Genomic DNA, 21,009 nt, shown 5'->3' with positions numbered 1-21,009 from the left:
CAAATATAAAAAAGAAGGTCTTTATATGAAAAACTTAACAAAAATTAAGTTCAAAGAGAATGGGGAATTTAATCATTTCCCTGGGAATACAGTTGTAGCAAATCTTTATACTAAACAAGATTTGATGGAAGTTGTTGATATTATTCAATCACGTTATAGAGAATTACCATTTATCGATAAGTTTACTTTAACTCCAAGGAATTCTATTCACATGACTGTAATTGAATTGTTGTGCCATGAAAATCGTGAAACGGAGTTTTGGAGCAGTAATCTTCCTCTAGATACACCTTTACAGGAAATACATGATTACTTTGCTAAACAACTTGAAATTTTTCCATTGTTGGATGAAGAAATTCATATGCGTGTAACTGAAATGGGAAAACAAAACATACTAGTTGAACCTGCAGACGAAGCTTCTGCAAAGAGATTAGAAGAAATTCGTACTTATGTCTCAGAAAAAGCAGGTGTTCGTTTCCCTAATCATGATAGATATCAATTCCATATTTCAATTGGGTATCTTCGGATTCCTCTAACCGAAGAGGAGGAAGAAGAGTTTACTAAAGTCAGAGCAGAATTAACTGAAATTTTATTAGAGAAGATTCCAACTATTACTGTAAACCGTATTGACTATACTGTATTTGAAGATATGAGACAATTTGTTCCATATCACGAAAAATTTAAATAAAATAATAAAAAAGGAGAACTTATCATGAAAAAAATGAAAGTTTGGTCTACTGTACTTGCAACGGGAGTTGCTCTTACTACACTTGCTGCTTGCTCTGGAGGTTCAAATTCTACGACTGCTTCTTCATCTGAAGAAAAAGCTGATAAAAGTCAAGAACTAGTAATCTATTCGAACTCAGTCTCAAATGGTCGTGGTGATTGGTTAACTGCTAAAGCAAAAGAAGCTGGTTTTAATATCAAAATGGTTGATATCCCTGGCGCTCAATTAGCAGACCGTGTTATTGCTGAGAAGAATAATGCAGTTGCAGATATGGTATTTGGAATTGGTGCTGTTGATTCAAATAAAATTAGAGATCAAAAATTACTAGTACAGTACAAGCCTAAATGGTTAGATAAAATTGATCAATCTTTATCAGATAAAGATAATTATTATAATCCTGTGATTGTTCAACCATTAGTTTTAATTGGGGCGCCTGATGTAAAAGAAATGCCTAAAGATTGGACTGAATTAGGTAGTAAGTATAAAGGTAAATATTCAATTTCTGGTCTTCAAGGTGGTACAGGACGGGCAATTCTAGCAAGTATCTTAGTTCGATACCTTGATGATAAAGGTGAATTAGGCGTTTCCGAAAAAGGTTGGGAAGTAGCAAAAGAATATTTGAAAAATGCATACACTCTTCAAAAGGGAGAAAGTTCAATTGTTAAGATGTTAGACAAAGAAGATCCAATACAATATGGAATGATGTGGGGTTCTGGTGCATTAGTTGGACAAAAAGAACAAAATGTTGTTTTCAAAGTTATGACTCCTGAGATTGGTGTACCATTTGTAACTGAACAAACTATGGTTTTAAGCACTAGTAAAAAACAAGCGTTAGCTAAAGAATTTATTGATTGGTTTGGTCAATCAGAAATTCAAGTAGAATATAGTAAGAACTTTGGATCTATTCCTGCAAATAAAGATGCCCTCAAAGATCTACCAGAAGATACTAAGAAATTTGTTGATCAAGTGAAACCACAAAATATTGACTGGGAAGCTGTTGGAAAGCATTTGGATGAATGGGTAGAAAAAGCTGAATTAGAATACGTACAATAAGAAATAAGAGTTAATTTTTATGTCCAAGTCTCTCTATTATTTCTAAATTTATGGAAGAAATAAAGAGAGGCTTTTGGTTTAGTAATAGAGGGAGTTAGTGAGATGATTAAATTTGATAATATTCAAATTAAATATGGTGATTTTGTTGCAATTGATAATCTGAATTTAGATATACATGAAGGGGAATTTTTTACATTTCTTGGGCCTTCAGGATGTGGTAAATCAACTACTTTGAGAGCATTGGTAGGTTTTCTAGATCCATCATCAGGAAGTATTGAAGTTAATGGAACAGATGTCACTCATTTGGAACCTGAAAAGCGTGGAATTGGTATTGTATTTCAATCTTATGCGCTATTTCCAACTATGACTGTTTTTGATAATATTGCATTTGGTTTAAAAGTTAAGAAGGTAGCTCCAGATGTTATTAAAGCTAAAGTATCAGCAGTAGCAGCAAAAATTAAGATCTCTGATCAACAGTTACAGCGTAATGTATCAGAATTATCTGGGGGTCAACAACAAAGGGTAGCATTGGCTCGTGCTCTGGTTCTTGAACCTAAAATTCTTTGTCTAGATGAACCATTGTCAAACCTTGACGCAAAATTACGTGTAGATTTGAGAAAAGAGTTGAAAAGACTTCAAAAAGAGTTAGGTATTACTACTTTATATGTTACTCATGACCAAGAGGAAGCCTTAACTTTATCTGATAGAATTGCAGTCTTTAACAATGGATACATCGAACAGGTCGGTACACCTGTAGAGATTTATCATAATTCTCAAACTGAATTTGTATGTGATTTTATTGGCGATATTAATGTTTTGACCGATGAAACAGTCCACGAAGTATTACTTAAAAATGCAAGCGTTTTCTTAGAAGATAAAAAAGGATACATTCGATTAGAGAAAGTTCGATTCAATCGTGAAACTGAACAAGATTTCATTCTAAAAGGAACAATTATTGATGTTGAGTTTTCTGGAGTTACAATTCACTATACAATAAAAGTTTCTGAAAGTCAGATTCTTAATGTAACAAGTATTGATAGTCAGGCTGCTATTAGATCTGTCGGAGAAAGTGTGGACTTATTTATCACACCATCAGACGTTCTGCAATTTTAAGGAGGTGCAGTATGCGTCATAAATTAAATTTAAAAGATTGGCTTATTCGTTTAGGGTTAATCTGGTTCCTAGTAACATTTATTATTTATCCAAACTTTGATCTAGTAGTGAATGTATTTGTAAAAGGAGGAGAATTTTCCCTTGAAGCTGTACATCGTGTTCTAAAATCTGAGAGGGCACTTCAGAGTATTATGAACAGTTTTAAGTTAGCATTTTCACTCATTATTACAGTTAATGTCGTAGGTATTCTTTGTGTTCTATTTACAGAGTACTTTGATATTAAAGGTGCTAAAATTTTAAAATTAGGCTATATGACCTCTTTAATTTATGGAGGAGTGGTTTTAGCGACTGGATATAAATTTGTCTATGGTCCTTATGGATTGATAACAAAATTTTTACAAAATGTTATCCCTTCTTTAGACCCTAACTGGTTTATTGGGTATGGTGCAGTCTTATTCATTATGACATTTTCAGGAACTGCTAATCATACATTGTTTTTAACAAATACAATTCGAAGCGTTGACTATCACACTATTGAGGCTGCACGAAATATGGGAGCAAAACCATTTACTGTTTTCCGAAAAGTAGTGTTACCAACCTTAATTCCAACTCTATTTGCACTTACTATTATGGTTTTTCTTAGTGGTTTGTCTGCAGTAGCAGCACCCATGATTGTTGGTGGTAAAGGATTTCAAACTATAAATCCAATGATTATTACATTTGCAGGGATGGGGAATTCTCGTGATTTAGCAGCCTTACTTGCAATTATTTTAGGTATTGCAACTACAATTTTGCTTACTATCATGAATAAGATAGAAAAAGGTGGAAATTATATTTCTATCTCTAAGACTAAAGCGCCTCTTAAAAAACAAAAAATTGCATCTAAGCCTTGGAATATCATTGCTCACATTGTAGCATATGGATTGTTCACAGTTTTCATGCTTCCACTAATTTTTATAGTATTATACTCATTTACAGATCCAGTTGCAATTCAAACAGGTAACTTAACATTATCAAACTTTACTTTAGAAAATTATCGCTTATTCTTTAGTAATAGTGCGGCATTCTCTCCATTCTTGGTCAGCTTTATTTATTCTATTATCGCTGCGACAACAGCAACAATTCTCGCAGTTATATTTGCTCGAGTTGTCAGAAAACATAAAGCTCGCTTTGATTTCTTATTTGAATATGGTGCTCTACTTCCTTGGTTACTACCAAGTACACTTTTAGCAGTAAGTTTATTATTTACTTTTAATCAGCCACAATTTCTTGTCTTGAATCAGATTTTGGTAGGTAGTTTGGTAATTCTACTTATTGCATATATAGTTGTAAAAATCCCATTTTCTTATAGAATGGTACGTGCTATTTTATTTAGTGTTGATGATGAGATGGAAGATGCAGCAAGAAGTATGGGTGCTTCACCTTTTTATACTATGATGAAGGTTATCATTCCATTTATTTTACCGGTTGTTCTCTCTGTTATTGCTTTAAACTTTAACTCTTTATTAACTGACTTCGACTTATCTGTATTTCTTTACCATCCATTAGCTCAACCGCTGGGTATAACTATTCGTTCAGCAGGTGATGAAACAGCAACTTCAAATGCTCAAGCACTTGTGTTCGTTTATACTATTGTATTAATGATAATTTCTGGTTCTGTATTATACTTTACTCAGAGACCAGCTAGTAGAAAAAGGAAATAATAATGCAGGCAACAAGCTTAGGACTATCATATATCGAAATTGTATTAAGAATTGTACTTTCATTAGTTATTGGTGGAGTAATTGGTTTAGAGAGAGGAAGTAAATCTCAACCAGCAGGTATTCGTACACATAGTATTGTTTGTCTGGCTGCATGTTTAATTATGATGACTAATGAGTATGTATCTTATAAATTTGGTACAGGAGATCCTACACGCTTAGGTGCGCAAGTTATATCAGGTGTTGGTTTTCTTGGGGCTGGAACAATACTTATTACAGATAAAAAGAAAATAACTGGTTTAACAACTGCAGCCGGAATATGGGCTTCAGCTGGAATCGGTCTAGCTATAGGTGTTGGTTTTTATGAAGGAGCCGTACTAGGAGCAATTTCTGTTTGGAGTGTTATAACTATGTTCCAACCTTTAAAAAAATATCTTCAAAGTCGTTCAAAGATAATCGAATTGTATATCGTTGTTAGATCTACAGAGGCATATAATCGGGTACTAGTATACTGTGCTGAGAATGGCATTAGAATGACTGATTCTAGAACTGCATTTGGAGATGTTAATTCAGAAAGAATTGAATATTTTGATGTTCCAGAAAAAAAAATAGCATCATTTATTACTCTAGAACTATCAGGAAGATTTGAACATCTTCGTTTGATGGAAGAAATTGCTAATATTGTAGGTGTTATTTATGTCGAAGAAATTAGCTGAAATTTAGTAAACAAAGGGACAGATGTTTTTGTCCTTTTGTTTTTTAGATGTTTTAATCATCTAATTTTTGAGTAGATTTTTGCTCTGAGGTTTTTATGAAAGATTATAAAATCAATTTTGATTTAGGTAAAATAGAATATTTTGATAATAATTGTTTGATACAAGTATACAAATTTATTTCTTTTTATGATATTTGTGAAATGGTGTTTCCCTTTCATTTACCTCCAAATGAGTTGATAACAAATGTTATTTTTAAAGAAAAAATTAAGTCTATGTTAGAATGTTACATTGACAGGCTTTTATATATTTTTATAAATCCTACAATTTTTACTGAAAAAGTTAATCTACAATTTTATGGTAGTTTTTTCTCATATGAATTTATTTGTCGTGAAGTTGGAAACATTCTTAAAAATAAAGGTGTGAAATGCAATTTAAACTTTTTTGAAGGGGAAGAATATTTGTAAAATCAATTTTGTGAATTTGTGGATCTTAAATAATTTACTAAATTCTCTTGTTAAAAAAAATTAAATATTGTATAGTAATATTAGAATGTTCGTAATGGAGGACTGAAATGAAAAATATAAATGGGAAAAAGGTAACTATTTATGATATTGCACGTTTATCAGGTTTTTCTCCAAAAACAGTTTCACGAGTTATTAATGGTGGAGTAAATGTTAAAGAAGAAACTTATCAAGCGATTCAAAAAGTTATAGAAGAATTGTCGTATATTCCAAATGCATATGCAAGAAATTTAACTAAAAAAGAAGCTATAAATATATTGATTTCTGTAAAAAAAATCGACTCTTTTCCTTTAATTTGGTTCCAAACTTTATTAGATAAAGTTTTACAAACTTGTAAAGAGTATGGTGTTAACGCTATTGTTGAATATTTTAGTGAAGAGGATACAATTAGTAATTCAATAATCTCGAGTACAGGAAGTTTGATAGATGGTGTAATAGTATTTTATGAAAGTAAAGAAGATATTCGGATTAATTACTTACAAAAGAATAAAATTCCATTCATAGTTTTTGGAGAATCTAGAACACCTAATGTTGTGTATGTTTCTAACAACAATTTTCAGGCCACTTATGACATGATGAAATTAGTATCAAAAGAAAACATTAATAGTATGTGGTTACTTATGGGAGGAGAATCCCTTGTTAATATGGATCGAGAGAGAGGGGTTCGTGCTTTTTTAAATGATAAAAACTATGAAATGGATTTGAAAGTTGTATATGGTCTAACTACAATAGATTCGGTTTATTCATATGCTACAAGACATCTATCTAATCAAAATTATCCTGATTTGGTTTTTGTATCCGGGGATGAGAAAGTACAGGGATTGATTCGTGCTTGCTATGAGAAGGAAATTACTATTCCTGATGATATTTCAATAATCGGATTTGACAATATTCCAATTTCTCAATATTACACTCCAGCTTTATCTACAATTTCTCCTAATTATGTTAAATTAGCTCAAGAAATGATTGAAGGGGTATTAGCAATTATAAAGGGGGAAAGTGTCACATCTGTTGAAGTTTCTACTAAACTTGTTAGGAGACAGAGTTTCTAGTATTGTTTAATTCTTGAAAATCCTAATGGAAAAGATGGAGTGTTCTAAAGTAAGTTCTGTTTAGCATCTATTCAGTTTCTATTGAGTTGGATCCAATTTCCAACAAGTGGGACATTTTCACGTTCGATTTACTAAAGACATTATCACATTCGAATCACACATCTTTCAAAAAAATCGTAAAAAAGTCTTGACAAAGAAAAAACAAAGTATTAAAATAAGTTCAACAAATCAGAAAAGTAACTATTTTTGATCTTCAGGGAGCCTGTGGTGATTGTGAACAGGTGGTTGAAAGTAGTGAAAGTGGGCTGATTTTAAAAATGAATTTGAAACAATGAAAATTCGGTGCGCACACCTTACAGTGCAACTTGTTGTTAGACAAGGCAGAGATGTAAAGGGATAGTCCCTTTATAATTGAGGTGGCACCGCGTTACCAACGCCCTCACATGGAAGTATATTCTGTGTGTGGGCTTTTTTCATATCTTGCAACCAATACAGAAAGAGGAAATTTTATGACAACTAAAGGTTATTTTGGACAATTTGGTGGTAGTTTCGTACCGGAGCCGATTCAGGCTTTGTTGGATGAGTTGGAAGTGACATTTGACAAGTACAAGGATGATCCAGAATTTTTGGCAGAATTTCGTCATTACTTGAAGGACTATTCAGGTCGCGAAACACCGCTCTATTTTGCGGAAAGTTTGACAGATCACTTAGGTGGCGCTAAGATTTATCTCAAGCGTGAAGACCTTAACCACCTTGGTTCTCACAAGCTCAACAACGTTTTAGGACAAATTCTTTTGGCTAAACGCATGGGCAAAAAACGAGTAATCGCAGAAACAGGAGCTGGTCAGCACGGTGTTGCGACAGCAGCGGCTGCAGCCAAGTTTGGTATGGCCTGTGATGTCTACATGGGGGCAGAGGATGTGGAGCGTCAACGTCTCAATGTTTTCCGTATGGAGATGATGGGAGCAACTGTTCACGCAGTTGAAACAGGGACTCGTACCCTCAAAGATGCTGTTGATGCAGCCTTTGGAGCATGGATGAATGACCTTGAAGCCTTCTATGTTCTGGGATCTGCTGTAGGTCCTCACCCTTATCCTACAATTGTCCACGAGTTCCAAAAGGTCATCAGTGAAGAATCTCGCCGTCAAATCTTAGAAAAAGAAGGTCGTTTACCAGACTACGTTATTGCCTGTGTAGGTGGTGGTTCCAATGCTATTGGTGCATTTTCTCAGTATGTGGCTGATGAAGAAGTCAAATTGGTTGGGGTTGAAGCTGCTGGGCACGGACTTGATACAGACAAGCACGCAGCTACTATGACAAAAGGTAGTATCGGAATTGTTGATGGCATGAAGACTTATGCAGTCTTTAAGGAAGATGGAGAGCTAGCTCCAGTTTACTCTATCTCAGCTGGATTGGACTATCCAGGGGTTGGCCCAGAACACGCCTACTTCAAAGATTCAGGTCGCGTGGAATATGTCGCTGCGACGGATGAAGAAGCTGTTCAGGCTCTCCTCCTTCTCAGCAAGACTGAAGGAATTATCCCAGCGATTGAAAGTTCGCATGCTATCGCAGAAGCAGTTAAACGTGCACCAAAACTAAGTAAAGACGACATTATCATCATCAATGTCTCTGGTCGTGGAGACAAGGACGTAGCTGCGATTGCAGACTACCTAGAAGCTAAAAAATAAGAGATGGAAAAATTACAGTCTTTTCTCTCACAGAGAGCTTGTGGTTGCTGGAAACAAGCAGAGAAAGCTGTAAGGTTGGGTCCATCTGAAACGAGAGAAGAAAACATAATTCTCAAGGGAGTGCCCTTTATCGCACAGCCTGTTACAGGAGGTTTCTGAGACAGGAATGAGAGATAGGAGAAATCCTATAATTGAGGTGGCACCGCGAATTTCGTCCTCACGCAAGTTATTTTGCGTGGGGATTTTTCATACAGTCGCCACGGACTAGAAGTAGAACTGAAAGGGAAATTACAATGGAACGAATCATTCATGGAGATGTCTTATCACCAATCTTGGCTTATATGCGCCTAAAGGGGCAACACAAGGTTATTTTAGAAAGTATTCCGAGAGACAAGGAAACCGCTCGTTTTTCTATCTTAGCCTATAATCCAGTTTTTGAGATTAAGTTTGAAAATGGAGTTCTTTATCAAAATGGTCAAGTGATTGATCAGGATCCCTTAGATTTCCTTTATGAAGTGACTCATAAGAGCCAGCACCATTCAGATCTACCTTTTGGTGGTGGGGCAATTGGTTTTGTTGGTTACGATATGATTTCGCTTTATGAAGAAATTGGTCAAATCCCTCAAGATACAATTGGAACGCCAGACATGCATTTCTTTGTCTATGAGAGTTACATGGTCTTTGACCACAAGAAGGAAAAAATTCATGTCATCGAGGAGGCTCTCTATAGTGAGCGCAGTCAAGAAGCCTTGGAAGAAGCCTTGAACCAAGTGCTTGAGGAATTACGCATTCCTGCTCCAAATGAATTTGAAGACTTGGATCTATCTCCGTTAGACTTCAAACCGCATATCGCTCCTCAGAAGTTTGAGGAAATGGTGGAAATAGCTCGTGACTTGATTCGTAACGGGGATATGTTCCAATGTGTACTCAGTCAGCGTTTCTCAGCAGAAGTTACTGGAAATCCATTTGACTTCTACAGAAATCTCCGCGTGACCAATCCATCCAATTACCTCTATTTCTATGATTTTGGGGATTATCAAATCATCGGTGCCAGTCCAGAAAGTTTGGTTTCTGTCAAAAATGGCATCGTGACAACCAATCCGATCGCAGGGACACGACCAAGAGGAGCTACGGATGAAGAAGACAAGGCTTTGGCGACAGACCTGCTTTCGGATGAGAAGGAAACAGCAGAGCATCGGATGTTAGTAGACTTGGGACGTAACGATATTGGTCGCATCTCTGAAACGGCCAGTGTCCAAGTCACTAAGTATATGGAAGTGGAGCTTTTCCGTTATGTCATGCATTTGACCAGCGTGGTCAAGGGGCGTTTGCTTCCAGAACTCACTGCCATGGATGCTTTGAAAGCAACACTTCCAGCTGGAACAGTTTCAGGAGCACCAAAGATTCGAGCGATGAGACGCATCTATGAACTGGAAACGGAAAAACGGGGCGTATACGCAGGAGCAATCGGCTACTTGTCTGCGACGGGTGATATGGACTTTGCCATTGCCATCCGAACGATGATTCTCAAAAATCAAACAGCCTATGTGCAGGCTGGGGCAGGGATTGTCTACGACTCTATCGCCCAAAACGAATACCAAGAAACCATTAATAAGGCAAAATCTATGACTAGAATTGGAGAACTAAGACCATGATTTTATTGATTGACAACTATGATTCTTTTACCTATAACTTGGCGCAGTACATTGGGAATTTTGCAGAAGTGCAAGTCTTGAGAAATGATGATCCTAAGCTGTATGAAGAAGCTGAAAAAGCAGATGGTCTGGTCTTTTCTCCTGGTCCAGGTTGGCCAGTTGATGCTGGTAAGATGGAAGACATGATTCGTGACTTTGCAGGTAAGAAGCCGATTCTAGGGATTTGTTTGGGCCACCAAGCCATCGCAGAAGTCTTTGGTGGTAAGCTAGGCTTGGCTCCCAAAGTCATGCATGGGAAACAGAGCAATATCAACTTTGAAGCGCCATCTGTTCTGTATCAAGGTATCGAGGATGGCCGTGCAGTCATGCGTTACCACAGTATTTTGATTGAAGAAATGCCAGAAAACTTTGAAGTGACAGCTCGTTCGACTGATGACCAAGCCATCATGGGGATTCAACACAAAACACTTCCAATTTATGGCTTCCAGTACCATCCAGAGAGCATTGGAACGCCAGATGGCTTGTCTTCTATTCGGAATTTTATTGAGAAGGTTGTAAAGTGAGGAAACTAGGATGAAAGAGATTATTGAAAAACTAGCAAAATTTGAAAATTTATCAGGTGTTGAAATGACGGACGTCATTGAGCGTATCGTGACTGGACGTGTAACCGAAGCACAGATTGCTTCTCTCCTCTTGGCTCTTAAGATGAAGGGAGAAACACCTGAAGAGCGCACAGCCATTGCCCAAGTCATGAGAGGACATGCCCAACATATTCCAACTGAGATACATGATGCTATGGACAACTGTGGTACAGGTGGGGACAAGTCTTTCAGCTTTAACATTTCCACAACTGCAGCCTTCGTCTTGGCTGGTGGCGGCATTCATATGGCTAAGCACGGTAACCGTTCGATTTCTTCTAAATCTGGCTCTGCAGATGTCCTAGAAGCCTTGGGCATTAACCTAGACCTCAAACCAGCTGAACTAGGTAAGGTCTTTGATAAGACTGGCATCGTTTTTCTCTTTGCTAAAAATATGCATCCAGCAATGAAATACATCATGCCAGCTCGTTTGGAATTGGGTATTCCAACGATTATGAACTTGACTGGTCCACTGATTCACCCAATGGCCTTGGAAACACAGCTTCTTGGAATTAGTCGTCCAGAACTTCTAGAAAGTACAGCTCAGGTTTTGAAAAATATGGGTCGCAAACGCGCTATCGTGGTTGCTGGACCAGAAGGTTTGGATGAAGCTGGTTTGAACGGGACAACCAAGATTGCACTTCTTGAGAATGGCGAAATCACCTTGTCAAGCTTTACTCCAGAGGATTTGGGAATGGAACGTTACGCTATCGAAGATATTCGTGGAGGCAATGCTCAGGAAAATGCAGAAATTTTGCTCAGCGTTCTTAAAAATGAACCAAGTCCATTCTTGGAAACTACAGTTTTAAATGCTGGTCTTGGTTTCTATGCTAATGGTAAGGTAGATAATATCAAGGATGGGGTTGCCTTGGCTCGTCAAGTCATTGCTAGTGGCAAGGCCCTTGAAAAACTCAGACTGTTACAGGAGTACCAAAAATGAGTCAGGAATTTTTAGCACGAATCTTGGAGCAGAAGGCGCGTGAGGTCGAGCAGATGGAGCTGGAGGAAGTCCAGCCCCTGCGTCAGACCTATCGCTTGGCAGAATTTTTGAAGAATCATCAGGATCGCTTGCAGGTAATCGCTGAAGTCAAGAAGGCTAGCCCTAGTCTGGGAGATATCAACCTCGATGTGGATATTGTGCAACAGGCCCAGACTTATGAAGCGAACGGAGCAGTGATGATTTCAGTTCTGACAGATGAAGTTTTCTTTAAAGGACATTTGGATTATCTGCGAGAGATTTCCAGTCAGGTAAACATTCCAACGCTCAACAAGGACTTTATCATCGATGAAAAGCAAATCATCCGTGCCCGCAATGCAGGTGCGACAGTTATCTTGCTTATTGTCGCTGCCTTGTCAGAAGAACGCCTCAAGGAACTGTATGACTATGCGACAGAGCTTGGTTTGGAAGTCTTGGTGGAGACTCACAATCTAGCTGAACTTGAAGTGGCCCACAGACTTGGTGCGGAGATTATTGGGGTCAATAACCGCAACTTGACTACCTTTGAAGTCGATTGGCAGACCAGTGTAGACTTGGCCCAGCACTTTGAGGAAGGTCGCTATTACATTTCTGAATCTGCTATTTTCACAGGGCAGGATGCAAAACGAGTAGCACCATTCTTTAATGGAATTTTGGTTGGGACAGCTCTCATGCAGGCAGAAGATGTAGCCCAGAGAATCAAGGAGTTGCAAATTGACAAAGGTTAAGATTTGTGGACTATCGACCAAAGAAGCGGTAGAGACAGCTGTTTCAGCAGGGGCGGACTACATCGGTTTTGTCTTTGCAGCTAGTAAAAGACAGGTGACCTTGGATCAGGCTGCTGAGCTGGCAAAGCTTATTCCTACAGATGTCAAAAAGGTTGGTGTATTTGTTTCACCAAGTCGGGCTCAACTGCTAGAAGTCATTGACAAAGTTGGCTTGGACTTGGTTCAAGTTCACGGTCAGGTGGCAGATGATTTGTTTGAGAATTTGCCTTGTGCCAGTATTCAGGCTGTGCAGGTGGATGGAGAGGGGCATGTACCCAATTCTCAGGCAGACTATCTACTCTTTGATGCCCCTGTGGCTGGGAGTGGCCAGACCTTTGACTGGGCTCAACTGGATACGATTGGACTAACTCAACCTTTCTTTATCGCAGGTGGACTTAATGAAGACAATGTAGTAAAAGCAATTCAACACTTTACTCCCTATGCAGTAGATGTATCGAGCGGAGTGGAGACAGATGGACAAAAAGATCATGAAAAGATTAGAAGATTTATAGAGAGGGTAAAGAATGGCATATCAAGAACCAAATAAAGATGGATTTTACGGAAAATTCGGCGGACGTTTTGTCCCAGAAACATTGATGACAGCAGTTTTAGAGTTGGAGAAGGCCTACCGTGAAAGTCAGGCAGACCCAAGTTTCCAAGAGGAATTGAACCAGCTCTTACGTCAGTATGTAGGACGTGAAACTCCGCTTTACTACGCAAAAAACTTGACCCAGCATATTGGCGGAGCCAAGATTTATCTTAAACGTGAAGACCTTAACCATACAGGTGCCCACAAGATTAACAATGCCTTGGGACAAGTTCTTCTGGCTAAACGCATGGGTAAAAAGAAAATTATCGCTGAAACAGGTGCTGGTCAGCACGGTGTGGCAACTGCAACTGCTGCAGCCCTCTTTAACATGGAATGTACTATCTACATGGGTGAGGAAGATGTCAAACGCCAAGCCCTCAATGTGTTCCGAATGGAGCTTTTGGGAGCCAAGGTTGAGGCAGTGACAGACGGTTCGCGCGTGCTCAAGGATGCGGTCAATGCAGCCCTTCGTTCATGGGTAGCTAATATCGATGATACCCACTATATCCTTGGTTCTGCCTTAGGACCTCATCCCTTCCCAGAAATCGTTCGTGACTTCCAAAGCGTTATTGGTCGAGAAGCCAAACAACAGTACCGTGATTTGACAGGCCAAGACCTACCAGATGCCCTAGTAGCCTGTGTTGGTGGTGGTTCTAATGCTATCGGGCTCTTCCATCCATTTGTAGATGATGAGTCTGTAGCCATGTATGGGGCTGAAGCGGCAGGACTTGGTGTGGATACGGAACACCACGCAGCGACCTTAACCAAGGGACGTCCAGGTGTCCTCCACGGTTCTCTCATGGATGTGCTCCAAGATGCCCATGGACAAATCTTAGAAGCCTTCTCTATCTCAGCAGGTTTGGACTATCCTGGTATCGGTCCAGAACATTCTCACTACCACGATATCAAACGTGCTAGCTATGTTCCTGTGACAGATGAGGAAGCCTTGGAAGGATTCCAACTCTTGTCTCGCGTGGAAGGGATTATCCCAGCATTGGAATCTAGCCATGCCATTGCCTTTGCGGTGAAATTGGCCAAAGAACTTGGACCAGACAAATCCATGATTGTCTGTCTATCAGGTCGTGGGGACAAGGATGTGGTCCAAGTCAAAGACCGCTTGGAAGCAGATGCAGCAAAGAAGGGAGAAGCTCATGCCTAAGACACTAACAGAAAAATTAAACGCTATAAAAGCAGCTGGAAAAGGAATTTTTGTTCCCTATATCATGGCTGGTGACCACGAGAAAGGTTTGGATGGTCTAGCTAAAACAATCCACTTTTTAGAAGATTTGGGTGTCTCTGCAATTGAAGTGGGCATTCCCTTTTCAGACCCAGTTGCAGATGGACCTGTTATCGAAGAAGCTGGCTTGCGCAGTTTAGCCCACGGGACTTCTACACAGGCTTTGGTTGAAACCTTGAAAACCATTGAAACAGAGATTCCACTTGTCATCATGACCTACTTTAACCCCCTCTTTCAGTACGGTGTGGAGAAATTTGTCAAAGATTTGGCAGATACAGCGGTTAAAGGATTGATTATCCCAGACCTGCCTCATGAGCATGCCAACTTTGTGGAGCCATTTTTGGCAGATACAGATATTGCATTGATTCCCCTAGTTAGTTTGACAACAGGGATTGAGCGTCAAAAAGAGTTGATCAAGGGAGCAGAAGGTTTTGTCTATGCCGTTGCCATCAATGGAGTGACAGGGAAGTCAGGCAATTACCGTGCAGACTTGGATAAGCACTTGGCGCAATTGCATCAAGTAGCAGACATCCCCGTCTTGACAGGATTTGGTGTGTCTAGTCAAGCTGATGTAGAACGCTTCAATGCGGTGTCAGATGGTGTTATCGTTGGTTCGAAAATTGTAAAAGCCCTCCACCAAGGAGAGCCAATTGAGGACTTTATTAAACAAGCAGTAGATTACCAAAAATAATCACACAAGCAGTGAGTAAGAGGAAAGGAACGAAAGGAAGTCTTTCCTTTTTCTTTTGCAGGAGAAAGGCTAGGATGCCCGTCGCAGAAGCAAACTGAATCAAGATCAGTAATTCGGTCGCGCTAAAGACGAGAGCGCAAGAAGCAAGAAAAAGAAAATCCCCTGCGCCTATGCGGATATCGATAAAATGGGCCATGATTCCAAGGATAAGGAAGAAGACCATGACTAGATTCCAACCACAGAAAGCCATGAGGATTAGGTGGAAAGTCAGCCAGACCAGCAAGGGATATTCCTGATGGCGAAAGTCGTAGATACCCAAGGTCAAGCCAGTAGTGATTAGGATAACTTGTCCTATGGAAATCCAGCCACATGACCAAGTCAGAAAGAGAAGTCCTAAGCTTAGTTCAAAAAGGGCATACCAGACAGGATAAGGAGTCTTGCAGTAGCGACAGCGAAAGCGATTGAAGACTTGAGATACAATAGGAATTAAGTCTAAGGGACCCAAGCGAGTCTGACAGGCATCGCAGTGGCTAGCAGATCGGATAATGGATCGCTCAGGAAAACGGTCAATGACCAAACCGAGAAAGGAAGCGAAAATGCTCCCGATAAGAAAAAAATAAATATCAATCATACTTATCTATTCGTAAAAAATAGGAGAAGTAGTATAATGGAGAAACATAAACAAGATAGTGAGGTCAAGATGACAATTCGTTTTGAAGAAAAGGTGAGCACAGAAAATGCTCAGCTCGTATGCCAATGGTCCAACTCCCTTGGCAAGTCTTTTCAAGAACAATGGATGGGACCAAAGATTCCTTTTCCACTGACCCTTCAAGCCTTGCAAGATTTGGAAGGAGTCTTTTCAATCTTTGAAGGACAAGAGTTTGTCGGGCTTATCCAGAAAATCAGGCAAGAAGACAGGAATCTTCATATCGGGAGATTTTTCATCAACCCCCAGAAACAGGGGCAGGGCTTAGGTAGCCAGGCTTTAAGGGAACTTCTTAGTTTGGCCTTTGAAAATGAAGACATAGATACTATTTCTCTAAATGTCTTTGAGGCAAATCAAACAGCTTACAAGCTTTACCAAAAAGAAGGATTTGAAATCGTTCAAATGGTTGAAACACCTATACGAAAATACATCATGAAAAAGGGGAGATAGGAGCAAACAGCCTTGAAATCAATGTTGACTGCGATGATGAACCTGAATCAGCCCCTCAAAAGGGACTGTATATAAATGAACGTTACCAGTGTTTAAAAACTAAAGAATATCAGGCACTTTTATCTTCCAAGGGTAGACAAATTTTCGCTAAACGTAAGATTGATATGAAATCTGTCTTTGGGCAGATAAAGGTTTGCTTGGTTATAAGAGATGTCATCTTAGAGGTGAGCGTAAAGTGAGAATTGACATGGGATTCGTACTAACGGTCAACAACCTGCTGAAATATAATAAGAGAAAGAGGTGAAATTAAAAAGCTAGAGATCCGCAATTGGAAATCTCTAGCTTTTTGTTTTCTGAGAATCATCTTGACTCAGACTCTTTTGACTAATGTTACTAAAAAGATAAAGTAACTTTTAGCCTTATTTATTGTCGCCACTCAACATGTTTTTAACACCTTCGATAGCACCTTCTACAGCGTCTTTGGCATCTTCAGCAACTTCTTTTACTTTAGAAACAACTTTTTCAGCTGCACCTTCTTTTTCCATTTTTTCATCACCGATGGCTTTCCCAACACCTTCTTTAATAGAACCTTTAGCTTGATTTAATTTTTCTTCTACTGACATGATAATTTCTCCTGTTATATTTATTTTATCTTAGTTTACACGAGTTTTTTCGTGAGATACTACACCAGTTGTTGCACCTTTAACAGCTTCTACACCTTCGCTAACTTTTTCTTGAACAGTTGAGAAACCAGATCCAAGACCAGCTTTAGCTTTTTCGAATTGTTCTGAAGCGAATTCTCCTGTTGATTCAGCAACGTCAGATACGCGATCTTGAAGGCTTACTGAGTCTGCTTCATGTTGTTCTTTAGTTTTGATGTCGACAACGTTTACGTTGATTTCAACAACTTCCAAGTCAGTCATTTTAGCAACTTCTGAAGATACGATTTCTCTGATTTCTGAATATAAAGCTGGAACATTTTTTTGGTACTCAACAATAACGTTTAAGTCAACTGCAACTTGTGTTTTACCAACTTCTACGTTAACACCACTTGTTACGTCATCGCTGTTAATGATTTTTTCTTTAAGATTTGAGAAGAAACCACCGTCGATTCCCAAAAGACCTGAAACGTTTTCTAGTGACAGACCAATGATTTTTTGGATAACTTTATCTTCGTAAGTAAGTTCCCCTTTGATTTCGTGAGCTACAGCAGTAGCATCTTTCTTTTCTACGTTAGTGTTAATGTTTTTTTCGTTTGACATATGAAACTCCTTTGATTAAATTAGTAATTTTTATTTATTTATTTATTTATGTATTTATCTATCTATATAGTTTTTTTCGATATATAATCCAGCTGCAACTCCCAGTGCTCCTAAAATCAATACAAATATTGTTTTGAAGAAGCCAAAGGAGATAATCAAACAAGCGAGAAATACGCCTATGAGACCAGCGATAATTGGATATCGATATTGTTTAAGCCATTCCATTTTTTACTTCCTTACTTCACACGACTAACAGTCTTTTTGTTTTGAGGTTTTGGTTTAGGCTGGTAGTCTTTTACTAGAACTTCTAGTTTAACCTGACGCTCAATACCAAAAAACTGCTTCAATCCATTAGTTATTTCATTTTGAATTAGTTGGCATCTGTCAGCGATGTTGTCCGAAGGAAGAATTTTACCTTCTACATGAACGAAACATTTATTTTTTCGTAAATTTACATGAACAGTTGGGTTCTTGATCAATCCATGATCACTTACCAAACTTCTAACAAAACCTTCGATTGCAGAATTCTTTAATTTTAATGTATCATTTTTAGTTTCAAGTTGAATTTCCAAATAACGTTTAGGATAAAACAACACAACTAACATCGATAACAAAACTAAAGTTGATAGAGCCACTATCCCCCAGAATATATATCTAGAGAGATAGAATTCAACGAAATGATTCTGTCTCCAGCTAAATAGCTGAATGCCTAGATCACTAACTTGATGATAATCTATCAAAACAGGAAGGAAAATTGTCAAGATTAAAATACAGAAAATAATTAAACATATTTTCTTTGTTTTTGACATATACAATCCTTTCGATTTAACATTTAAACTATTTTTACCCGTCTAATCTATTTAAAAATAGTTTATTACTACAAGTAATTATTTTTTACCTGTAAAGAATGATACTACAGTAACAACAATTGCTGCTCCTGCAATAGATGGGATCAAAGCCATTCCAGCGATGGATGGGCCTCAACTACCTAAAAGGGATTGTCTTACAGATGACCCGACTAAACCAGCGAATACATTTGCGACGATTCCCATAGAACTACCTTTTTTAGTGATTCTACCTGCTACAAGTCCAATCAGACCTCCAGCAATGATAGATCACAACATTGCTTACCCTCCTTTTTTATTTTAATATCAAAAAATAAATCAATTCCTTTGATTATTGCTATTATATAATTTTAATATAAAATAATCAATTATTTTGATTATTATATAATTTTAATATAAAAAAATCAAATTCTTTGATTGTTGCTATTATATAATTTTTAAAATTAAAAGTATAATCTTTCGACTTGAATTTGATTCTGTATTCACGCCCTCAATAGACGGTAAAATAAGAAAATTGTTTATATATTGTCTCTGTAGTGTTATTATACGAAATAAAAGATTTTAGGAAAAGTCGTTATATCATGTTATACCTATTCTTTGTGGTATAATTGCAAGAGGTTTAATCCGATAATTTATAAAGAGAGAAAGACATTCATGAGAGATTTATTATCTAAAAAAAGTCATAGGCAATTAGAATTATTATTTGAACATAAACGTTGGTTTCATCGTTCTGAACTAGCAGAGTTATTAAATTGTACAGAACGTGCAGTCAAAGATGATCTATCCCATGTTAAATCTGCTTTTCCTGACTTGATTTTTCATTCTTCTACTAATGGTATACGCATTATTAATACTGATGATAGTGATATTGAAATGGTTTACCATCATTTCTTTAAACATTCAACTCATTTTTCGATTTTAGAATTCATCTTCTTTAATGAAGGTTATCAAGCCGAGAGTATTTGTAAAGAATTTTATATCAGTTCATCTTCGCTCTATCGTATTATTAGCCAAATCAATAAAGTGATTAAAAAGCAATTTCAATTTGAAATCAGTCTGACTCCTGTTCAAATCATTGGAAATGAGAGAGACATTCGTTACTTTTTTGCACAATATTTTTCAGAAAAATATTATTTTCTAGAATGGCCATTTGAAAATTTTTCGTCAGAGCCCTTGTCTCAATTGCTAGAATTGGTTTATAAGGAAACAAGCTTTCCAATGAATTTGTCAACGCATAGAATGCTAAAGTTGCTCCTAGTAACCAATCTATATCGAATAAAGTTTGGTCATTTTATGGAAGTAGATAAAGATTCTTTTAACGACCAAAGTTTGGATTTTTTAATGCAGGCAGAAGGAATAGAAGGTGTTGCTAAGAATTTTGAATTAGAATACAATATCTCTTTAGATGAAGAAGTTGTTTGCCAATTATTTGTGTCTTACTTTCAAAAAATGTTTTTCATAGATGAAAGTCTCTTTATAAAATGCGTAAAAAAGGATAGCTATGTTGAAAAATCTTACCATCTATTGAGTGATTTTATTGATCAGATTTCAGCCAAGTATCAGATTGAGATTGAGAATAAGGATAATCTGATTTGGCATCTGCATAATACCGCACATCTGTATCGTCAAGAGTTGTCCACTGAGTTTATTTTATTTGATCAAAAAGGGAATACAATCAGGAATTTTCAAAATATTTTTCCTAAATTTGTTTCAGATGTAAAAAAAGAGCTTTCTCATTATTTAGAGACTCTTGAGGTTTGTTCTAGTTCAATGATGGTAAATCATCTATCTTATACCTTCATCACTCATACCAAACATTTGGTGCTTAATTTACTACAAAATCAGCCAAAGCTGAAGGTTCTGGTTATGAGCAATTTTGATCAGTATCATGCAAAATCAGTAGCGGAAACACTTTCTTATTATTGCAGCAACAATTTTGAACTTGAAGTTTGGACTGAATTAGAATTATCAAAGGAATCTTTAGAAGAATCGCCTTATGATATCATCATTTCTAATTTTATTATTCCTCCGATTGAAAATAAGAGACTCATCTATTCAAATAATATAAACACGGTCTCACTCATATCTTTGTTAAATGCCATGATGTTTATTCGATTAGACCAGTGATTGAAAGAAGACTCCATCCATCTCTAGGGTAGATTTCCTTTAGATAGGTGGAGTCTTTTTGAATATTAAAAAATTTCATATCTATCATTAGCAGAGATCCTAGTTACATTCATTTTGGGACCTGTTTTAAATAGCATATACACAGAACCAAGTATCTGAAGTAGAAAAAGAAAGACCTTTTAATCCTGTATCAAAAAATTTGAAACGGGATGTGTCACAGATTGAATCGAAACCCTATCCTATGATTTGTTGGCTATTCGAACACGGGTTATAATACCATATGGATCACTAAATTCTAACTCTCTTGAGTTTAGCCATGTGATTGGTACCTCAACTTCAGGTGTACTCTGGTCAATGATGAGGAGTTCCTCTTTACTTGTAACCTCAATGAGATAGTAGGCTAGGCCTGGCAATCCTTGCTGACGTTTGGTTAGACCTTTTCCGAACCACTTATCCATTGCCAAGTGATGTATTGATTTTTTGTAGTAATATATGACAT

Annotated in this window: 23 protein-coding genes, 2 pseudogenes and 2 other annotated features; of the genes and pseudogenes, 18 read left to right on the top strand and 7 right to left on the bottom strand. The window is 37.5% G+C overall.

Annotated features, from left to right (window positions below; genetic code table 11):
* Positions 1 to 25 precede the first annotated feature (25 nt).
* The 15 genes from N8O80_RS06060 (at position 26) to trpA (ending at position 15,120) form a co-directional block, all read left to right on the top strand.
* Positions 26 to 685, top strand: a complete 660-nt coding sequence (locus tag N8O80_RS06060; protein ID WP_000793811.1) for a DUF1868 domain-containing protein — start codon at positions 26 to 28, stop codon at positions 683 to 685.
* A 24-nt stretch (positions 686 to 709) separates the two neighbouring features.
* The gene (locus N8O80_RS06055; protein ID WP_000738377.1) at positions 710 to 1,777 is read left to right on the top strand and encodes an extracellular solute-binding protein; all 1,068 of its coding nucleotides are present in this window, start codon (positions 710 to 712) and stop codon (positions 1,775 to 1,777) included.
* A gap of 102 nt (positions 1,778 to 1,879) precedes the next feature.
* Positions 1,880 to 2,890, top strand: a complete 1,011-nt coding sequence (locus tag N8O80_RS06050; protein WP_000589137.1) for an ABC transporter ATP-binding protein — start codon at positions 1,880 to 1,882, stop codon at positions 2,888 to 2,890.
* A gap of 11 nt (positions 2,891 to 2,901) precedes the next feature.
* Positions 2,902 to 4,593 carry an ABC transporter permease gene (locus N8O80_RS06045; RefSeq protein ID WP_023943877.1) on the top strand — a complete coding sequence of 564 codons (1,692 nt, stop codon included), beginning with the start codon at positions 2,902 to 2,904 and terminating at the stop codon, positions 4,591 to 4,593.
* A 2-nt stretch (positions 4,594 to 4,595) separates the two neighbouring features.
* On the top strand, positions 4,596 to 5,306 hold the full coding sequence (locus N8O80_RS06040; protein WP_001149045.1) for an MgtC/SapB family protein: 711 nt from the start codon (positions 4,596 to 4,598) through the stop codon (positions 5,304 to 5,306).
* A gap of 95 nt (positions 5,307 to 5,401) precedes the next feature.
* A complete protein-coding gene (locus tag N8O80_RS06035; RefSeq protein ID WP_060805805.1) occupies positions 5,402 to 5,770 on the top strand; it encodes a hypothetical protein in 369 nt (122 codons plus the stop codon).
* Between the two features lie 107 nt (positions 5,771 to 5,877).
* Complete coding sequence (locus N8O80_RS06030) at positions 5,878 to 6,879, top strand: LacI family DNA-binding transcriptional regulator (RefSeq protein ID WP_000789953.1); 1,002 nt, start codon at positions 5,878 to 5,880, stop codon at positions 6,877 to 6,879.
* A gap of 220 nt (positions 6,880 to 7,099) precedes the next feature.
* Positions 7,100 to 7,323 (top strand) — a binding site (T-box leader).
* 65 nt (positions 7,324 to 7,388) lie between these two features.
* Complete coding sequence (gene trpB, locus N8O80_RS06025) at positions 7,389 to 8,567, top strand: tryptophan synthase subunit beta (RefSeq protein ID WP_000208439.1); 1,179 nt, start codon at positions 7,389 to 7,391, stop codon at positions 8,565 to 8,567.
* Positions 8,564 to 8,789, top strand: a binding site (T-box leader). Its footprint overlaps the gene before it by 4 nt.
* Positions 8,790 to 8,860: 71 nt before the next feature.
* Entirely contained in the window at positions 8,861 to 10,222 is a 1,362-nt protein-coding gene (gene trpE, locus N8O80_RS06020; RefSeq protein ID WP_000439614.1) for an anthranilate synthase component I, read from the top strand.
* Positions 10,219 to 10,785 (top strand): aminodeoxychorismate/anthranilate synthase component II, encoded by a 567-nt coding sequence (locus N8O80_RS06015; RefSeq protein ID WP_261027228.1) that lies wholly within the window; start codon positions 10,219 to 10,221, stop codon positions 10,783 to 10,785. Before trpE ends, N8O80_RS06015 begins: the two co-directional genes overlap by 4 nt.
* A gap of 10 nt (positions 10,786 to 10,795) precedes the next feature.
* Positions 10,796 to 11,800, top strand: coding sequence for an anthranilate phosphoribosyltransferase (trpD, locus tag N8O80_RS06010; protein WP_125416960.1), 1,005 nt, complete (start codon positions 10,796 to 10,798; stop codon positions 11,798 to 11,800).
* The gene (trpC, locus tag N8O80_RS06005; protein ID WP_261027227.1) at positions 11,797 to 12,564 is read left to right on the top strand and encodes an indole-3-glycerol phosphate synthase TrpC; all 768 of its coding nucleotides are present in this window, start codon (positions 11,797 to 11,799) and stop codon (positions 12,562 to 12,564) included. Before trpD ends, trpC begins: the two co-directional genes overlap by 4 nt.
* Entirely contained in the window at positions 12,551 to 13,150 is a 600-nt protein-coding gene (locus N8O80_RS06000) for a phosphoribosylanthranilate isomerase (protein ID WP_261027225.1), read from the top strand. Before trpC ends, N8O80_RS06000 begins: the two co-directional genes overlap by 14 nt.
* Positions 13,128 to 14,351 (top strand): tryptophan synthase subunit beta, encoded by a 1,224-nt coding sequence (gene trpB, locus N8O80_RS05995; protein WP_261027223.1) that lies wholly within the window; start codon positions 13,128 to 13,130, stop codon positions 14,349 to 14,351. The genes N8O80_RS06000 and trpB (N8O80_RS05995) overlap by 23 nt, the downstream gene beginning before the upstream one ends.
* Entirely contained in the window at positions 14,344 to 15,120 is a 777-nt protein-coding gene (gene trpA, locus N8O80_RS05990; protein ID WP_261027222.1) for a tryptophan synthase subunit alpha, read from the top strand. The genes trpB (N8O80_RS05995) and trpA overlap by 8 nt, the downstream gene beginning before the upstream one ends.
* Here trpA and N8O80_RS05985 read toward each other — a convergent pair.
* Complete coding sequence (locus N8O80_RS05985) at positions 15,092 to 15,751, bottom strand: prepilin peptidase (protein WP_261027221.1); 660 nt, start codon at positions 15,749 to 15,751, stop codon at positions 15,092 to 15,094. The genes trpA and N8O80_RS05985 overlap by 29 nt on opposite strands.
* Before the next feature lie 69 nt (positions 15,752 to 15,820).
* Here N8O80_RS05985 and N8O80_RS05980 point away from each other — a divergent pair, with 69 nt between their 5' ends.
* Together N8O80_RS05980 and N8O80_RS09825 are read left to right on the top strand one after the other, a co-directional pair.
* Positions 15,821 to 16,276 (top strand): GNAT family N-acetyltransferase, encoded by a 456-nt coding sequence (locus N8O80_RS05980; RefSeq protein WP_031237579.1) that lies wholly within the window; start codon positions 15,821 to 15,823, stop codon positions 16,274 to 16,276.
* A gap of 41 nt (positions 16,277 to 16,317) precedes the next feature.
* A pseudogene (locus tag N8O80_RS09825) lies at positions 16,318 to 16,580 on the top strand (transposase); the annotation flags it as partial.
* A 115-nt stretch (positions 16,581 to 16,695) separates the two neighbouring features.
* Here the strand turns inward: N8O80_RS09825 and N8O80_RS05975 are convergent.
* From N8O80_RS05975 to N8O80_RS05955, 5 genes and pseudogenes are all read right to left on the bottom strand, one after another.
* Complete coding sequence (locus N8O80_RS05975) at positions 16,696 to 16,899, bottom strand: CsbD family protein (RefSeq protein ID WP_004262234.1); 204 nt, start codon at positions 16,897 to 16,899, stop codon at positions 16,696 to 16,698.
* Positions 16,900 to 16,929: 30 nt separating this feature from the next.
* Entirely contained in the window at positions 16,930 to 17,538 is a 609-nt protein-coding gene (locus tag N8O80_RS05970; protein WP_020901646.1) for an Asp23/Gls24 family envelope stress response protein, read from the bottom strand.
* Between the two features lie 54 nt (positions 17,539 to 17,592).
* Positions 17,593 to 17,763, bottom strand: coding sequence for a DUF2273 domain-containing protein (locus N8O80_RS05965; RefSeq protein WP_120718571.1), 171 nt, complete (start codon positions 17,761 to 17,763; stop codon positions 17,593 to 17,595).
* A gap of 11 nt (positions 17,764 to 17,774) precedes the next feature.
* On the bottom strand, positions 17,775 to 18,347 hold the full coding sequence (gene amaP, locus N8O80_RS05960) for an alkaline shock response membrane anchor protein AmaP (protein WP_261027213.1): 573 nt from the start codon (positions 18,345 to 18,347) through the stop codon (positions 17,775 to 17,777).
* A 78-nt stretch (positions 18,348 to 18,425) separates the two neighbouring features.
* Positions 18,426 to 18,590 (bottom strand): annotated as a pseudogene (locus N8O80_RS05955) (GlsB/YeaQ/YmgE family stress response membrane protein).
* Between the two features lie 447 nt (positions 18,591 to 19,037).
* Between N8O80_RS05955 and mgaSpn the strand changes: the two are divergent.
* Positions 19,038 to 20,510: a virulence factor transcriptional regulator MgaSpn gene (gene mgaSpn / locus N8O80_RS05950; RefSeq protein WP_261027210.1), complete on the top strand. Its 1,473-nt coding sequence runs from the start codon at positions 19,038 to 19,040 to the stop codon at positions 20,508 to 20,510.
* 239 nt (positions 20,511 to 20,749) lie between these two features.
* On the opposite strand, the gene N8O80_RS05945 is transcribed toward mgaSpn, so the two are convergent.
* Positions 20,750 to 20,968 (bottom strand): VOC family protein, encoded by a 219-nt coding sequence (locus tag N8O80_RS05945; RefSeq protein WP_261027207.1) that lies wholly within the window; start codon positions 20,966 to 20,968, stop codon positions 20,750 to 20,752.
* Between the last annotated feature and the right edge of the window lie 41 nt (positions 20,969 to 21,009).

Origin of the sequence: Streptococcus mitis (assembly GCF_946190155.1) — a bacterium.
GTDB lineage: Bacteria > Bacillota > Bacilli > Lactobacillales > Streptococcaceae > Streptococcus > Streptococcus mitis_CL.
The sequence above is the reverse complement of the archived record's forward strand: the minus strand, read 5'-3'. Positions and strand labels throughout refer to the sequence as shown.

Bases quoted from the DNA above. Each gene is read 5' to 3' on its own strand.
- N8O80_RS06060 (WP_000793811.1), top strand. From the start codon at position 26: ATGAAAAACTTAACAAAAATTAAGTTCAAAGAGAATGGGGAATTTAAT.
- N8O80_RS06055 (WP_000738377.1), top strand. From the start codon at position 710: ATGAAAAAAATGAAAGTTTGGTCTACTGTACTTGCAACGGGAGTTGCT.
- N8O80_RS06050 (WP_000589137.1), top strand. From the start codon at position 1,880: ATGATTAAATTTGATAATATTCAAATTAAATATGGTGATTTTGTTGCA.
- N8O80_RS06045 (WP_023943877.1), top strand. From the start codon at position 2,902: ATGCGTCATAAATTAAATTTAAAAGATTGGCTTATTCGTTTAGGGTTA.
- N8O80_RS06040 (WP_001149045.1), top strand. From the start codon at position 4,596: ATGCAGGCAACAAGCTTAGGACTATCATATATCGAAATTGTATTAAGA.
- N8O80_RS06035 (WP_060805805.1), top strand. From the start codon at position 5,402: ATGAAAGATTATAAAATCAATTTTGATTTAGGTAAAATAGAATATTTT.
- N8O80_RS06030 (WP_000789953.1), top strand. From the start codon at position 5,878: ATGAAAAATATAAATGGGAAAAAGGTAACTATTTATGATATTGCACGT.
- trpB (WP_000208439.1), top strand. From the start codon at position 7,389: ATGACAACTAAAGGTTATTTTGGACAATTTGGTGGTAGTTTCGTACCG.
- trpE (WP_000439614.1), top strand. From the start codon at position 8,861: ATGGAACGAATCATTCATGGAGATGTCTTATCACCAATCTTGGCTTAT.
- N8O80_RS06015 (WP_261027228.1), top strand. From the start codon at position 10,219: ATGATTTTATTGATTGACAACTATGATTCTTTTACCTATAACTTGGCG.
- trpD (WP_125416960.1), top strand. From the start codon at position 10,796: ATGAAAGAGATTATTGAAAAACTAGCAAAATTTGAAAATTTATCAGGT.
- trpC (WP_261027227.1), top strand. From the start codon at position 11,797: ATGAGTCAGGAATTTTTAGCACGAATCTTGGAGCAGAAGGCGCGTGAG.
- trpB (WP_261027223.1), top strand. From the start codon at position 13,128: ATGGCATATCAAGAACCAAATAAAGATGGATTTTACGGAAAATTCGGC.
- trpA (WP_261027222.1), top strand. From the start codon at position 14,344: ATGCCTAAGACACTAACAGAAAAATTAAACGCTATAAAAGCAGCTGGA.
- N8O80_RS05985 (WP_261027221.1), bottom strand. From the start codon at position 15,751: ATGATTGATATTTATTTTTTTCTTATCGGGAGCATTTTCGCTTCCTTT.
- N8O80_RS05980 (WP_031237579.1), top strand. From the start codon at position 15,821: ATGACAATTCGTTTTGAAGAAAAGGTGAGCACAGAAAATGCTCAGCTC.
- N8O80_RS05975 (WP_004262234.1), bottom strand. From the start codon at position 16,899: ATGTCAGTAGAAGAAAAATTAAATCAAGCTAAAGGTTCTATTAAAGAA.
- N8O80_RS05970 (WP_020901646.1), bottom strand. From the start codon at position 17,538: ATGTCAAACGAAAAAAACATTAACACTAACGTAGAAAAGAAAGATGCT.
- N8O80_RS05965 (WP_120718571.1), bottom strand. From the start codon at position 17,763: ATGGAATGGCTTAAACAATATCGATATCCAATTATCGCTGGTCTCATA.
- amaP (WP_261027213.1), bottom strand. From the start codon at position 18,347: ATGTCAAAAACAAAGAAAATATGTTTAATTATTTTCTGTATTTTAATC.
- mgaSpn (WP_261027210.1), top strand. From the start codon at position 19,038: ATGAGAGATTTATTATCTAAAAAAAGTCATAGGCAATTAGAATTATTA.
- N8O80_RS05945 (WP_261027207.1), bottom strand. From the start codon at position 20,968: ATGGATAAGTGGTTCGGAAAAGGTCTAACCAAACGTCAGCAAGGATTG.